General features: G+C 69.7%; 7 protein-coding genes. 6 read left to right on the top strand and 1 reads right to left on the bottom strand.

The genetic code is table 11. The features are described 5' to 3' along the window. The first annotated feature begins 43 nt into the window (after positions 1-43). The gene (locus tag D7X99_RS08100) at positions 44-3964 is read left to right on the top strand and encodes a M36 family metallopeptidase (RefSeq protein WP_121777256.1); all 3921 of its coding nucleotides are present in this window, start codon (positions 44-46) and stop codon (positions 3962-3964) included. 30 nt (positions 3965-3994) lie between these two features. On the opposite strand, the gene D7X99_RS08105 is transcribed toward D7X99_RS08100, so the two are convergent. Further along, entirely contained in the window at positions 3995-4702 is a 708-nt protein-coding gene (locus tag D7X99_RS08105; protein ID WP_147476068.1) for a hypothetical protein, read from the bottom strand. Between the two features lie 393 nt (positions 4703-5095). On the opposite strand from D7X99_RS08105, the gene D7X99_RS08110 reads away from it, so the two are divergent. The 5 genes from D7X99_RS08110 to D7X99_RS08130 all read left to right on the top strand — a co-directional run bounded on the left by D7X99_RS08110 (position 5096) and on the right by D7X99_RS08130 (position 15356). Continuing rightward, on the top strand, positions 5096-5575 hold the full coding sequence (locus tag D7X99_RS08110) for a hypothetical protein (RefSeq protein WP_158626953.1): 480 nt from the start codon (positions 5096-5098) through the stop codon (positions 5573-5575). Between the two features lie 143 nt (positions 5576-5718). Beyond that, complete coding sequence (locus D7X99_RS08115) at positions 5719-8469, top strand: TonB family protein (RefSeq protein ID WP_121777259.1); 2751 nt, start codon at positions 5719-5721, stop codon at positions 8467-8469. A 1-nt stretch (position 8470) separates the two neighbouring features. Continuing rightward, positions 8471-9394, top strand: a complete 924-nt coding sequence (locus tag D7X99_RS08120; RefSeq protein WP_121777260.1) for a hypothetical protein — start codon at positions 8471-8473, stop codon at positions 9392-9394. 262 nt (positions 9395-9656) lie between these two features. Then, on the top strand, positions 9657-13250 hold the full coding sequence (locus D7X99_RS08125; RefSeq protein ID WP_147476069.1) for a VWD domain-containing protein: 3594 nt from the start codon (positions 9657-9659) through the stop codon (positions 13248-13250). A gap of 120 nt (positions 13251-13370) precedes the next feature. Next, positions 13371-15356 carry an ankyrin repeat domain-containing protein gene (locus tag D7X99_RS08130; RefSeq protein ID WP_121777262.1) on the top strand — a complete coding sequence of 662 codons (1986 nt, stop codon included), beginning with the start codon at positions 13371-13373 and terminating at the stop codon, positions 15354-15356. The last annotated feature ends 38 nt before the right edge of the window (positions 15357-15394 follow it).

A 15394-nucleotide genomic window follows, 5' to 3' on the forward strand; every position in this document is an offset into this window, starting at 1 on the left:
CAAGGTGCTCAAAAATCTGAGGAGCCGCACAGCCACGGGAGGAATGTTGCTCGCCTTCTGGATGGGCTGCGCGGCGGAAGCCCCCGCTGACAAGGTCCCCGGCCTGGGAACGCAGGCCGGGGACGTCACGGACGCATCACAGCCTCTCACCGTCGTCGCCAGGGACGCGGAGCGCGGCGTCCCGACGATGGCGTGGGCACCGCTGGGAGCACCTGCCGCCCGCCCTGGGCAGAAAACGCCTGAAGCCGCCGCGCGGCGGTACCTGGAGCAGCACGCGTCCCTGTACCGGCTGTCCCCCACCGCGCTGCAAGCCGCCTTCGTGCACCGGGTCCACGACACGGGCCGCGGCGGCATCATCGTGGCCTTCCGCCAGCGCGTGGGCGGCATCGACGTGGTCCGCAACGAGCTGAAGGTGTTGATGACGCGCGACCTGTCGCTCGTCGCCATCACCGGCAACCTGCATGACGGCGTGGAGGGTGCACGGGCGACAGCCCGGAGCGCCTTCCGGACGTCCGCAGCCCAGGCGGTGGCCGCCACGCTGGGAGACCTCTACGGCATCACGCTGGAGGACACGGCCGTGGTGGCCCGGGCGGAGGCAACGACGCCGGGCCGCCAGCGGTTCGACCTCGCTTCCGGCCGGGGCGTGAAGCGCGCGGGCGTCTCATTGGTCGTCCCCGCCGAGGTCCGGCAGGTGTACTTCCCCCAGGCGGACCGGCTCGTGCCCGCCTGGTCCGTGGATGTGCTCGCGGAGCGAATCGGGCAGGAAGGCCGGCGCGGCTACGAGTACCTGGTGGATGCCGACCAGGGTGGCACGCTCCAGCGCAGCAATCGCATCTTCCATGACAGCTATTCCTACCGCGTCTGGGCGGACGCGGACGGAACGCCCCAGGACGGTCCCCTGCGGGACTTCACGCCGTATCCCAATGAAACTCCCAACGAGACGTTCGAGTCCCCGCGAAACATCACCGTGGACGGACGCGCCCATGCGGGCGGAGTGGATTCCTGGCTGCCTCCGGGCGCGACCACCACCTCCGGCAACAACGTGTCCGCCTATGCGGACCACTCCGACCCGGATGGCTATACCGAGGGCTCCGACACCTGGGCCTTCGTGAATCCCGCCACCCGGGACTTCCATTACGACTACGAGCCCACGCTGGGCCCCCTGGCCCGGCCGTCGCAGACGCAGGCCGCCATCACCAGCCTCTTCTACACGACCAACTGGCTGCACGATTACTACTACGCGTCTGGCTTCAATGAAGCCAAGGGCAACGCGCAGCGGAACAACCACGGCCGGGGCGGCCTGGAGGGCGACGCGCTGCTCGCCGAGGCCCAGAATCAGGGGCCCAACCCACAGGTCCGCAACAACGCGGCCATCTACGTGCCGGATGACGGGCTGCCTCCCCGCATGGAGATGTACCTCTTTGAGATGCCAGAGACCCGGTCGTTCCAGGTCGCGGAGGTGGACTACGCCACGGGCCGGGCCAACTTCGGCCCACGCACCTTCCACCTGGACTCGCTCCGGCTCGTCCTGGCGCAGAGCGGCTCCGCGTCGGTGACCACCGCGTGCCAGGCGCTGACGAATGATGTCTCGGGCGCCATCGTCCTGGCCGACCGGGGCGGCAACTGCTCCTACGAGCTCAAGGCGGTGAATGCCCAGGCCGCGGGAGCGGCCGGCCTCATCGTCCTCAACCACACCGAGGGCGCCCCTCCTCCCAACATGTTCGAGTCGGATCCGCTGCTCGATCCCACCCTTCCGCTGATGTCCGTTTCGTATGAGACGGGGCAGACCTTGAAGGGCCTGCTCGCCAATGGGCCGGTGGCGGGGACGATGAGCATCACGTCAGACCCTGAACGGGACGGGACGATTGACAACACCATCGTGTCGCACGAGTGGGGACACCTGCTCCACCTGCGGCTGGTGGATTGCCACCTGCCCGTGTGCCTCGCGCAGAGCGAGGGCTGGGGGGACTTCATCGCGCTCCACCTGATGGTCCGGGAGAAAGACGCCTTCAACTACAACGGCACGTATGGGATTGGCGGATATGCCGCGCATGTCCTTGGCGACAGCCTCTATTACGGCATCCGCCGGGCCCCCTACTCCCGCGACCCCACGAAGAACGCGCTCCGCCTGCGCCACCTCAGCGACGACGAAACCCTTCCCGTGGAGCCCCCGCTCCGTGACAACGGCGGGTTCAACTCCGAATCGCACAACGCGGGCGAGGTCTGGGCCTCGATGCTCTTCGATGGCTACCTGGCGCTGCTCGACGAGGCCGAGAAGACGGGCTCGACCTTCGCGGAGGCGAAGCGGCGCATGGCGGACTACGTCGTCGCCGGGATGGTGGCGGCGCCCGTGGACCCCACGCTCACGGAGCAGCGCGACGCGTTGCTCATGGCGGCTGGCAGCCAGGACCCGCGCGACATGGACCTCCTGGCCCAGGCCTTCGCGGGGCGGGGCGCGGGCACCTGCGCCCGTTCCCCTCCACGCAGGTCCCTGAACTTCACGGAGGTCCACGAGGCCTATACGGTCCAGGCGGACCTGAGATTCGAGTTCGTGAAGGTGGATGATGCCCGCCGCACGTGCGACGCGGTGCCGGATGGCATCCTCGATGCCGGGGAGGCGGGTTCACTGCACCTCAAGATCACGAACCTGGGGCCCGTCAAATCCGAGGGGACCCCCGTGACCGTCGTCAGCAACCGGCCCGGCGAGGTGATCCTCCCCACGGACGATTTGTGGGTCCCCTCGGTGCCGCCCTTCGGGTCCATCTCCATGGCCATCCCCATCGAGTTGGCCGTCGCTCCCACGCGCCCCCGGGACCTGGAGCTGACGCTCACTCCGAGCGGCTCCGGTTTCTGTCAGGCCCCGGTTCCGCTCCGGCACGTCCTCAAGGTGGACCACGACGAGGAGGCTGCCACGACGGACACCTTCGAGAGCCCCTCGACGGCGTGGAGCACGGTGGTGCTGAAGGGGGCCGCGGACCAGGCGTGGCAGCGGGTGCTGGCCCCGGACAGCACGGTGGATGCGGCCAACCATGTCTGGTTCATCGCGGACGGCCCGGACCTCGCGGACACGGCGCTGGTGTCGCCCCGCCTCACGGTGTCGGACTCAGCACCCTTCACGGTGACGTTCGACCACCGGCATCGCTTCGCCTTCGACGTGGACTCCTGGACGGGCCAGAAGACCTTCTGGACGGGCGGCGTGATCGAGCTCACCCAGGACGGTGGCCAGACCTGGGAGGACGTGAGCAAGCATGCCGAACCGGGGTACGGGGGGAAGCTCGACTCGACCACGAGCAACCCCCTGGGCGGACAGCAGGCATACGTCGCGCAGAGCAGCCTCTGGCCACGGATGAACCAGGGCACGAAGTTGGATTTCGGCTCGCGGTTCGCCGGGAAGACGGTCCAGCTGCGGTTCCGGTTCGGCTCCCCCTGGTACGTGGAGTCCCATGGCTGGGAGGTGGACAACGTCGTGCTGTCGGGCGTGGTCGGCAAGCCGTTCAAGGCCGTCATCCCCAACGCGGGCACCTGTATGCCGAGCGCCAACGCCGGTGAGGATCAGCTCGTCGAAAGTGGCGCGGCGGTCACGCTCCAGGGCTCGGGACACTCGACCGCGTCGGGGACCGTGATGACGTACACGTGGCGGCAGCTCGATGGTCCGCCCGTGGAGCTGACGGGCGGAGGCACCGCGTCCGCGTGGTTCCTGGCGCCCATCGTTTCGAGCGAAACGCCGATGCACTTCGAGCTGACCGTGAGCGTCGGTCCGCTGCTCGTTGACACGGACACGCTGGAGATCCGGGTCAAGCCCGAGGACCCGACGACGGATCCCGACCCGGATCCGGATCCGAACGTGGGGGGCGGGGGCTGCGCCAGTGCATCCCCTTCCTCAGAGCCCTCCGCCGCCTGGGTGGGGTGGCTGGTTGGAATGCTCGCGGCCCGGCGCCTTGCCTTGCGCCGGGCCGGGCGTTGAGGGGCTCAGTCGCGTCCTCCAGCAGGGCCATCAACGTGTCGGACGCATTATCCAGGCGCTCAACCACGCCACGTGCCAGGGCGCCAGCGCGGTGAATCCGGACGGGCCAATCTTGGTCATGGAAAGGCAGACAACCCCCGTCCAAAGCAGCGCCTGCGCCAGGATGAGCGACCAGCCGGTGTTCTGGAGCCACCTGCGCTTCAAGGCATGGCCGCCCAATGAAACCAGGGCCGGCAACAAGCCGCTCAGGGTGAACAGCGCCCACGGCACCACGCGGTCTCGCGTGAGCTGCTCGGGCGGGCGGTGGCTGGAGTGCTGGTTGTGCACCACGCCGTCGTGCAGCAGGAACGCGTAGAAGAGGCCCGACTGGTAGAGCATGGAGGCCGTCGCGACGGCGACCCCGAACCCTCCGAGTCGCGTCCGGCGCCGCGCTTCCCGAGCCAGCACCTCCGGCGGCAACTCCAGCGCGTAGGGATGGCCCAGATCCAACAGGGCGTCCTTCGCCGCCTGCCGCACCGTCACCCCTTCCCGGCCCGCGCGGTCGCCCAGCGGGTGGTCCGGCGCCAGCAAACCCAGCAGCAGATCCGCCCGTGCCCGGGGCGTCTCCTCTTCCGTGGGGGCCCGTCGCAGCGCCGCGATGAGCAGATCGGTGTCCGCCCGGGTCGCGTCGGGTGAGCGCACCGCGTCCGTCATCGCTTCGAGGGAAGGCTGCGCGGGACGTGGCTGCGACCGTGACATGGTGTGCGCTCCCTCGGCTCGCTGACTCCGGTGCGAGGCCCCGAGGATAGGTGAGTGCCGCCCGGCGGCCCACCCCGGGGGCGCGGTGGTGGAGCTGGAGACGCAGGTCCACCGCGTCGACGACGGCCGCGTGCGCCCCCTACCGCTCCCCCCCGGGGCGCCTGGCTGCGCTTCCTGCGCCTGGGCTCGAACGTGCCCGGGCCGCGGAACGTCCTGCCCATGATGGCTCATGTCTCGACCGCTCCGGGGAGCTGAGCCAACCCGCGGTGCACGCGGTATCCTCGTGGGATGTCTGATCTCTACGCGGTCCGAGTCCTCGGTGTGTCCCGGCAGGCCGTCCGCCTGTCGGTGGCGCGCGTTCACCCTGACGCCGGGAAGCCCGCGCCGCACGCCGTGTTCGCATTCATGTTGATCTACGACCCCATCGAGAAGGCGGAGGACGCCGAGTTCAGCAAGTACCGACAGCTGAAGGACGCGGCGCTCGTGCGGGAGGTGGGGGGGCGCAAGGTCTTCACCAGCGAGTGGATGAACGCGAACGCGCGGGCCTTCGTGTCGAAGGTGACGCGGTCCGGCCCCTTCCTGGACATCCAGCTGACGCACCCGGCGTGGGGGGAGCACCTGCGCCCGCGTATGGCCTGGCGGACGACCGCCTACGACGTCGGCCCGGGCCTGCCCGCCGAACCTCGGGTGCCCGCGATGGAACAGGCGACCGTCCCGCGCTCACCGGGTGAACGGACTCCGAAGGCCGTGGGCGCAGGAGCGAAGAAGGCAGCGAAGGCGAAGAGCCCCGCGAAGAAGGCCGTGACGGTGAAGAAGACCGCCGTGAAGAAGACCGTGGCGAAGAAGGCCGCGAGGGCGAAGCGAAGCGGCTGAGGCCCCGGCGGCGTCTGGCCCCGGGCCAGCACCTTCGGTAGGAGCAGCCGGGCATCGCGGCGCGCACGGGCCGGTGACATTCAGTCCCGTGCCTGCTTCAGGCATGCGGAACCCGGGGCCTCATCCCGTATGCTCCGCGCCCCATGTCCCCGTCCCTGAACGCCCGAAGCGCGCTCGCCGCTGCCTCGCTCCTGCTGACGCCCCCGGCGCTGGCACAGGCACCGCAGGCCGGCGCGCCGCCCGCGGAAGCGGCCCCGCCCGCGCAGGCCCAGCCCGTCATCACCAAGCCTCCGGAGCTGCTGCAGCAGGTGGAGGCCACCTACCCTCCCGAAGCGCTCGCGGAAGCGGTCACCGCCTCCGTGCGCCTCATCATCACCATCGCCGCGGATGGCTCCGTGTCGGAGGTGTTGCCCACGGAGCCCGCGGGCCATGGCTTCGACGAGGCGGCCATCGCGGCGGTGCGCCAGTTCCGCTTCTCGCCCGCGGAGGTGGACGGTGTGCCCGCGCCGGTGCAGGTGGAATACATCTACCACTTCACCCTCAACGCCCCTCCGGAGGAGGCCCCTGGAACCGACCAGGCCCAGGTGGCGCGGAAGGCCACGCTCAAGGGCCAGCTGATTTCGCGCGGCAGCCGCTCGCGCGTGGCCGGCGCCACGGTGCGCTGCGGTGACGACCCGGAGGCGCCCGAGGCCCTCTCCGACGCGGACGGCCGCTTCAGCCTCGATGTGCCCCCTGGCGAGTGCGCGGTGCGCGTGGTGGCGTCCGGCTACCAGCTCTACCAGACGAAGGAGCTGCTCCAGGAGGACGAGACGACGGAGGTGAACTTCTTCCTCGCGCCCACCGGCGGCGCGCTGGAGACCGTCGTGCGCTCCGACCGGCCGAAGAAGGAGGTCGTGCGCCGGACCATCACGCGCCAGGAGGCGCAGCGGACGCCGGGCACCTTCGGCGACCCCATCCGCGTCATCCAGACCCTGCCGGGCGTGGCGCGCGCGCCCTTCATCTCCGGCCAATTGCTGGTGCGCGGCTCCAACCCCGGCCAGACGGCGACGATGATGGACGGGGTCGGCATCCCCCTCCTCTTCCACCTGCTCGGCGGGCCCTCGGTGGTGAACGCGGAGTTCATCGACCAGCTCGACTTCTTCCCGGGCGGCTACGGCAGCCAGTACGGCCGCGCGGTGGGCGGCATCGTGGAGGTCGGCACGCGCAAGGGCGCCGCCGACACGTTCCATGGCTCGGTGAAGGTGGACCTGCTGGACGCGGGCTTCTTCCTGGAAGCCCCCGTGACGGACGGCATCAGCGTGGCCGCCGCCGCGCGCCGCTCGTACATCGACACCATCCTCCCCGCCGTCCTCCCCAAGAGCGAGGGCAGCACCCTGTCCGTGGTCCCCAAATACTGGGACTACCAGCTGCGCGTGGACTTCGGCGCGAAGCGGGACGCCCGTTCGGAGGAGGAGGCCCAGTCCCTGGCGGGCAGCGCGCGCAGCACCGGCTACGTCATGGCCTTCGGCAGTGACGACCAGCTCCGCCTGGTGACCGGCGGTCCGGAGACGGAGCGCGACCTGACGGTCGACACGCACACCCTCTTCCACCGCATCAAGGGTGACTGGACGTACCGCAAAGGCGCGCTCACGTCCGTCTTCACGCCGTACGTGGGCTACGACGGCACCAGCTTCAAGTTCGGCGCCGCGAAGCAGGACGGCGTGGGCTACACGGTGGGCGCGCGCGAGGTGCTGGGCCTGGAGCTGTCCTCCAGCCTCACCGTGCGCACCGGCCTGGACCTCGTCTACGAGCACCAGTCCTTCGACGTGGAGTTCCCCGCCCCAGAGAACTTCGAGTACGTGGCCTTCCCTGGCGCCGAGTCCGTGGGCGAGCTGCTGGTGGAGAAGATTGGCCTGGGCTCCTTCGACGGCGCGCTCTTCGTGGAGGCGGACCTGAAGGTGGGTAGGTTCACCTTCACCCCCGGCGTGCGCGGCAACTTCCAGCGCGCGGGCGACGCGCGGAACGTGGCGTTGGACCCCCGGCTGTGGGTGAGCTTCGCGGCCACCGAGCGCACCCAGCTCAAGGGCTCGCTCGGCCTCTACAGCCAGCCGGCGGAGACGTTCCGCTTCATCTCCCTGCCGTACGGCAACCCGGACCTGGCCTACCAGCGCGCGTTCCAGAGCAGCCTGGGCGTGGATCACCGGCTGACTGACGTGCTCAACGTGGACGTCACGGGCTTCTTCAACCGCCGCTTCGACAACATCGCGGCGCCCGGCGACATCCTCTCGCTCCCGGGTGGAGGCGTGGTCCAGCTGCCGTACTCCAACCAGGGCATCGGCCGCGCCCTGGGCTTGGAGGTGATGGTGAAGAAGCAGCGCGCGTCCGCGACGGACAAGTGGTCCGGATGGCTGTCGTACACCTTCAGCCAGTCACTCGACGGGCGCACGGGCCGCGCCCCCGAAGGGAATGGTGGAGACTTCGGCGGGGGCTTCGGTGGCAGCGGCGACGAGACGTATGGCCTCAGCCCCTTCGACCAGACGCACATCCTCACGCTGGTGAGCACCTACGTGCTGGGCAACGGCTGGGAGCTGGGCGGTCGCTTCCGCTACACCACCGGCCGCCCGACGACGCCGCTCAACCACACGTTCGACCAGTACCAGGTGGACAGAAACCGCTTCAACGGCACGTACGGGCCCTACGCCTCGGCGCGCACGTCCGGGTTCCACCAGCTCGACATGCGGCTGGACAAGAGCTGGCAGTTCCAGAGCTGGACGCTGGGGGTCTACCTGGACGTGCAGAACCTCTACAACGCGGAGAACGTCGAGTTCACCTTCAACGACTACCGGCAGCGCCGGGAGTACGAGGTGCCCGGCATCCCCATCCTCCCCGTGGTGGGCGTGAAAGGAAGCTTCTGACATGAAAGCCCTGCTCAACACCGGAAGCCTGCTGCTGCTGGCGCTGACGGCCCTCGCGTGCGTCGAACCCGAGGACAAGCCGTCGAGCGTGCACGACCTCCGCGTGCTCGGCGTGTCCACGGAACGGCCCGAGCTGATCGCCTCCACCTGCGACCAGACGCCGGAGGCCTTCGACGAATTGGCGGAGGAGGTGACGTACCGCGCGCTGGTGGTGGACCCCGCCGGCGCGGGACGCCCCATCCAGTACCAGCTGTGGGCCTGCGCGGATCAGGACGACCGCACGTGCGCGACGGAGGCGGACCGCGCCCTGCTCGCGGAGGGCACCACGACCGCGGGCGAGCTGACGCTCCCCATCCGTCCCGGCGCGGCCCGCGTCTCTCAGGACAAACTCCTGCTGGAGCGCGTGCTGGCGGAGGACGCCTACAAGGGGCTGGGAGGCATCCGCATGCCTCTCGTCCTGAGGGTGTCGGCGGGCGACGAGGAGATCTACGCGCAGAAGCTGATGGTCTTCTGGTGCCCGGTGGTGGAGGGCATGAAGGCCAACGAGCAGCCCGTGCTTCCGGGCCTGCGGGTGGACGACGTGGTCTGGCCGGAAGGTGAGCCCCTGGAGCTGAGCGGTCCCGGGCCCTTCGTGATGACGTCCGAGGACGTGTCGGACCGCGAGGAGAACTACATCGTCCCGGGCCTGCGCCTGCAGGCCGTGAACCTCAAGGAGGCGTGGGAGATCGCCTGGTACACCACGCTGGGAGAGTTCAACCTGTCGGAGACGGGCGGCGCGGACTTCGGTGGCCAGCAGGGACGCCACCGCGTGGAGTGGGAGCCGGCGGAAGGCGCGGCGGCCCAGGAGGTGACGTTCTGGGCCGTGGTGCGCGACGGGCGCGGCGGCAGCTCATGGGTGGTGCGCCGGGCTCGCTGGAGCCCCTGAGCACCGCCGTCCCTCCCGGGAACCGAGCTCAGCGCGGCGCGGCGCTGGCGATGAAGTCGTTGATCAGCTGAGGACTCTTGATGAGTTCTCACTGGGAGCGCACACGAGCCCCCGAGGCCAGGCGTTGCCAGCGAAGCAACATCCACGCGGGCTTCGTAGCCTCCCGGGCCACGGGAGAGGTGGACGCCGGGACGTGATTCCGCGCGGTTGAACGCGGCCATTTCCTTGCAGCGCCTCCGGGCGCTCCCACGGAGGTCCACGCATGAGACGCAACCGACTCATTGCTTCGTTCCGCCTTCCCCATCTCCGCCCCGCCCTGGGCACACTGGTTCTCGCGGCGTCGCTGTGTACGGCGACCGCCGAAGCCGCGGCCCTCCGGGTCATGCCCCTGGGGCTTGGCTCCGGCACCGTCACGGGCACAGGCATCAACTGCACCAACATCGTCGGCAGCGACTGCGATGAAACCTATGGCGCCAGCGCGTCCGTGACCCTCACCGCCACGCCGTCCGCGGGGTCTTCCTTCCAGGGATGGAACGTCGACCTGGACGCGGACCTGTTGTCCACGCCGGACTGCACGGGGACGACGCCCACCTGCACCCTGTCCATGGGCGTGGCGCGGTCCGTGAAGCCTGTCTTCCGGCTCGCGGCGGGCACCGTCAATCCCATCCCCGTCGTCAACACGAGCGCCATCACGCCCGAGGAGATCGAGGCGTATCTCAACAATCCCGCCAACGCGGCCACGAACACCGTGGCCCGCTTCATCAGCGCGCTGCCGGCAGAGTACAGGGCCAGCCCCATCCTGATGGCGCGTTCAGAGAGCCTCCAGACGGGCACCGCGGAGCACCCGCGCCTGCTGCTCTCCAGCCAGACCGCCCGGTCCGTCTTCTCCATCGGGCCCGCGCCGCATGCGTCCTATCCAGGCTCGCATCCGGACGTCATCGAATACATGCAGTGGGACGAGGCGACGAAGAACTTCCGCTTCCACGAAATCATCCTCACGACCATCCCCCAGATGGGCTCCATCCCTCCGCGCTCGCGCCACATCGAGAAGGATGATGGGAAGTGCGCGGCCTGCCATTCGACGCGGAACGTGCTGAACCTCACGGGCATCCCCGGCACGACTGGCTTCCCGGTGGGCGTCATCAAGACGAAGAACAAGCCCAACTGGGACCCCTACGACAGCTGGGGCGGGATGCTCCCCTTCAACCGGGATCGCCTCTACCAGGGCTCCGTGGACACCGCCGCGTTCCGCAAGCTCTTCAACCCCTGGACGTGGCGCACACAGCCCGAGGTCCGCCGGCTCATCGAACAGCTTCGGCTGCAACCGCCCGGACGGCTTTCGGCGGGGAGCCCCCACCTCATCACGCGCTTCCGGGGCGGCCCCAACGACGGGACGCCGCGCTTCAGCTTCGACCTGACGCCCCCGGTGACGACGGAGCCCGTTCCGTCGGGGACCGCCACCATCGCGACGGCGTATGCCTTCAACGCCCAGCCTGGCTCGGGCGCGCTCACCTCCGTCACCCGGGGTGGCCCGTCCGTCACGCTGTTCCATGACTCGCTCATCTCCGGGGACGAGGGGCGCGGCGTCCAGCTGTTCGACCTGCTGGGCGGCTTCGATGGCAGCCTCAACCAGCGGCGCATCGCGGACGAGCTCGCCAGCCACCGCTGGGCGACCGGCAGCGTGTACGTCGACCCGCGCCCGGTGGCCCTGGCCATCACCAAGGGCTGCCTCACCATCAACAGCTCGCTGAACACGGTGCAGAGCAGCCCCTCGGGTCTGGCGGTGAACCTGCCCTTCTTCACGTCGCGCAACGGCATGGGCATCAACGCCCTGCGCGACGACACCCTGGCGCGCACCCAGAGCATCCCGCGCCGCAAGGCCGACATCGAGAAGCTCAACTTGAGCCGCGCGGGCGACCCCTATCTGATGACCGGGACGACCGTGAACGGCCTCATTCCGCAGTACGGCGCCGCGACCAGCGCGTCGACGGACGTGTCGCTGACCCGGCTGCGGCAGGAGGTGTTCCGCCGGCCCATCGACAACCCGGCCCCGGACTCGACGGTCATGGGCGGCATCCTCGTGGACCGGGAGAACTACAGCCCCAACACGAACCTGGTGGCCCTGTACCGGTACTTCCTGGAGCCGCTCGGCGTGTCGGTGGACAAGTGGTCCCTGGGCGTGCGCGGGCGCTCGCGCGCCTATGGCTTCGCCGACGTGTTCAGCACGTACACCGGCGCGCTCCAGACGGAGTTGGAGGCCAACCTGACGGCGGACCCCATCCCCGGTCTGGCGACGCCCTTCTCCTGCGCCAGCCTGATTCCAGCGGTGAACACGACGCTGGCCTCGCTGCCGCCCGTGGGCGATTACCCGACGTACACGGACGTGCAACGCATCTTCAACAAGGCCTGCATCGAGTGCCACGGCGGCCTGGACTACCCGCCGTACAAGAACTTCGGCACCTACCTGAACCTGGCCGAGGACCAGAGCGCCCCCGGAGTGAATCCGCTCACGGCGTCGTATGACATTGCCGCGCCCATGGCCACCAGCCAGACGGGGCCGCTGTTCGACCGCATCACCCGCACGTCCGAGGACTGCCCGAACGGGATGATGCCGTGTGGCGGACCGCCGCTGAGCCAGACGGACGTCGAGACCCTCCGGCGGTGGATCATCGGCGGCAATCCCTCCCTCTGGGGCGACCCGCACCTGACGACGATGGACGGCGTGCGCTACGACTTCCAGGGCGCCGGTGAGTACGTGCTCCTGCGCGACCCGGGGCTGGAGCTCCAGGCGCGCCACACGCCCGTGCAGACCGAGCAGCCCGTGGGGCCGGATCCGCACACCGGCCTGACGGCCTGCGCGAGCATCACGACGGCGGTGGCGGTGCGCGTCGGCCCGCATCGCGTCAGCTATCAGATGAACGCGGAGAAGCCGGAGCTGCTGGTGCTGCGCGTCGACGGCAAGCCGGTGACGCTGGAGAAGGAGCTGCTGCTCCCCGCTGGAGGACGCATCACGTCCACGGGGACGAACGGCGGCATCCGCATTGAATCCGCGGGAGGCACGCGCATCACCGTCACCACGGATTGGTGGGCGCACTACGGCCTCTGGTACATGAACATCGACGTGCGGCAGGCGCGCGCCAGGGAGGGCCTGCTGGGCCCCATCGCTCCGGGCAACTGGCTGCCCGTGCTGCCGGACGGCTCGCAGCTGGGGGCGCGGCCCTCGGACCTGGGGGACCGCTACGTCGGCCTGTACGAGAAGTTCGGCGAGTCCTGGCGGGTGACGAAGGACACGTCCCTCTTCGACTACGCCTCCGGCTACTCCACCGAGTCGTACACGCTGCGCGAATGGCCCGGATACAAGGCGGACGTCTGCCGCATCGAGAAGGCGCCGCCCGGCATCCCGGTGGTGGAGCCGCTGAAGGCCATTCCGCTGGAGCAGGCAGAGGCGCTGTGCAAGGGCGTCTCGAAGGAGCGTCTGCGCGACTGCGCGCAGGACGTGGCCGCGACCGGGGATCCGGTCTTCGCCAAGACGTTCGTCACGACGGAGAAGCTGGGCCGCAACCTCGCACCCGAGACGCTGGAGCTGGTGACGCCGAAGGAGAACGCCGTCACCTCGTCGAGCGTGACCTTCGAGTGGAAGGACGCGTACGACAAGGACGGGGACGCCGTCGTCTACCGGCACTGCGTCTGGAACGTGAACACCCGCTTCACCTACGCGGCCTGCACGAAGGGCGTGCCCGAGCAGTCCAGGACGGTGAAGCTGGAGGGCGGCAGGGACTACTTCTGGAAGGTCCTCGCGGAGGACGGCCGGGGTGGCACCACGGAGAGCCGCACCTGGCGCGTGACGGTGAAGTAGCCACACGTCGCGGCTGAAAGGACGGAGGCCCCGGATTGCCTGCGAGCATCCGGGGCCTTGTCGTGTGACGCCGCTGTTTGCCCGGGCAACACAAGGCGCCTCCTGGCAAGGTCCCTTGCCATGCCCAAGAAGCCCAACACCGCCGCGCTGATGAAGAAGGCGGACGCGTTGCTGGATGAGATGCCGCCTCAGTTGGACCAGGCCATCACGCTCCTGCGAGAAATCGTGGAGGCGGATCCGGAGCACCTGCTGGCGCTGCACTCGCTCAACTGGGCCCTGGACCCGACGCGGCGCTTGGAGCCCCACCGCTGGGAGCGCGAGGTGAAGGCCGAGCACTGGCGCGTTCGCGACCGCGTCCTTGAATTGACCCGAGGGACGAAGCCCGGCGGAAAGCTGTCGACCGGGCAGAAGGCGCGCGCGCTGGCGTTGAGCCAGTGGGCCGAAGACCTGTTGCGGCGCGTGCCGACGGACGCGCAGATGCAGCAGGCGGAGGCCGCGCTGGTGGAGGCCGAAGGCCTGCGTGACATCGCGGACCACGCCCGCGCACGTCGGGGACTGGAAGCGTGGCACGCGCTGCGGCGGGGCCCTCCGGAGCCGGGCTACCGGAAGCTGCTCGCCCTGGTGGAGGCGGCGCCCGATCCGCGCGCCAGCGACGACGAGGGCAACGAGGATCCGTTCGCCTTCCAGGGCCTGGAAGGTGCCTTCTCCGACGAGGGCTTCCACGCGTGGCTCCGGAAGCAGAAGCCCGCGGCGCGTCCCCCAGCAAAGAAGGCCAAGGCCCTGGACAACGGACTCCTGCAGGCGGCGGGGCTCGACGCGGCCCCCTTCTTCGGCCCTGGCTTCGAAGGGGAATGGCGCACGGGCCGGGTGCTGGCCCTGATTGCGCTGGGGGCCGACCTGGAGGCCCGGGACAAGACCCACGGCGGCGTTCTCCACCTGGCCGCTCGGGTGGAGGACGCATCGCTGGTGAAGGAGCTCCTGCGGCTGGGAGCTCCCGCCGACACGACCGATTCAGCGAAGGCAACGCCCCTCCACGCGGCGGCGGAACACGGCTGCACGGCCTGCATCGCCCTGCTGGCGAAGGGCGGCGTTCCCGTGGACGCGCTCGACAACGCGGGACGCACGGCGCTCTTCAACGCGCGGCGGGCGGACGTGACGCAAGCGCTCATCGACGCGGGCGCCAACCCCAACGCGGGCAAGGGCTGGACGCCGCTGCACCAGCACGCGCGCGTCAAGGAGCGGGGGCCCGTCATCGAGGTCCTGCTCCAGGCCGGGGCGGATGTGAATGGCAAGAACTCAGCGGGACAGACGCCCGTGAAGGAGGCGCTGGAGCACGGCAACGCGCACCTCGCCCAGCTCATGGGCGCCAGGGCGCCCTCGGGGAAGAAGGGGGCGCTGGACGTGCAGCCGATGCTGGACGCGCTGGCCCGCGAGCGGAAGGCGTTGCTCAAGGCCTGGTACTACGAGGACAAGGACGTGGACGCCGTCGAGCAGGTGCTGAATCGGCTCGCGCTGGAAGGCGCCACGTCGTGGGACGCGCTCGCGGCGGCGGTGCAAGGAATGCCTCCCTGGACGGCCATGGCCCTGGTGGTGCTCGCCCGGGAAGCGCTCCCGGCCGAAGCGAAGGCGCCTTCCCTCTCCAAGCTCCCACGCTTCGTTCGCGGCGACCTGGTGGTGAAGGGTGACGTGCACGTGGACGGTCCCTTGCTGGTGACAGGGAACCTCACGGTGGAGGGCGTGCTGAGCAACGCAGGGCCTGAAGGCCTGCTCGTGGTGGGCGGCTCGCTGCGCGCCAGCGGCGTGGACACGGATGGGGAGCTGGTCGTGGGCCAGGACCTGGAGGCGCAGGTCGTCTGGGGGCACGGCAACGACGCGACGCTCCGGGTCGGCGGCGTGCTGAAGGCCGAGGCGGTCATCGCGGATGACCACGACGTGCAGGCCAAGGTGAAGGCACCGCATCACTTCGCCGCGGGGGACTTCGACGCCACGGACGCATCACTCAAAAAGCTCTTCGTGCCAAAGGCTTTCAACCAGGCGCGACTGGCCCGCGAAAGGCTCTTCAGCGTCCTGCGCAAGGGGGGAAGTGCGCTGCGGAGCCCGGACTGACAGGTGAGCCCGCGGACCAACATCCCGCAGTCGGGCTG

It is taken from the genome of Corallococcus sp. AB032C, assembly GCF_003668935.1.
Classification (GTDB): Bacteria; Myxococcota; Myxococcia; order Myxococcales; family Myxococcaceae; genus Corallococcus; species Corallococcus exiguus.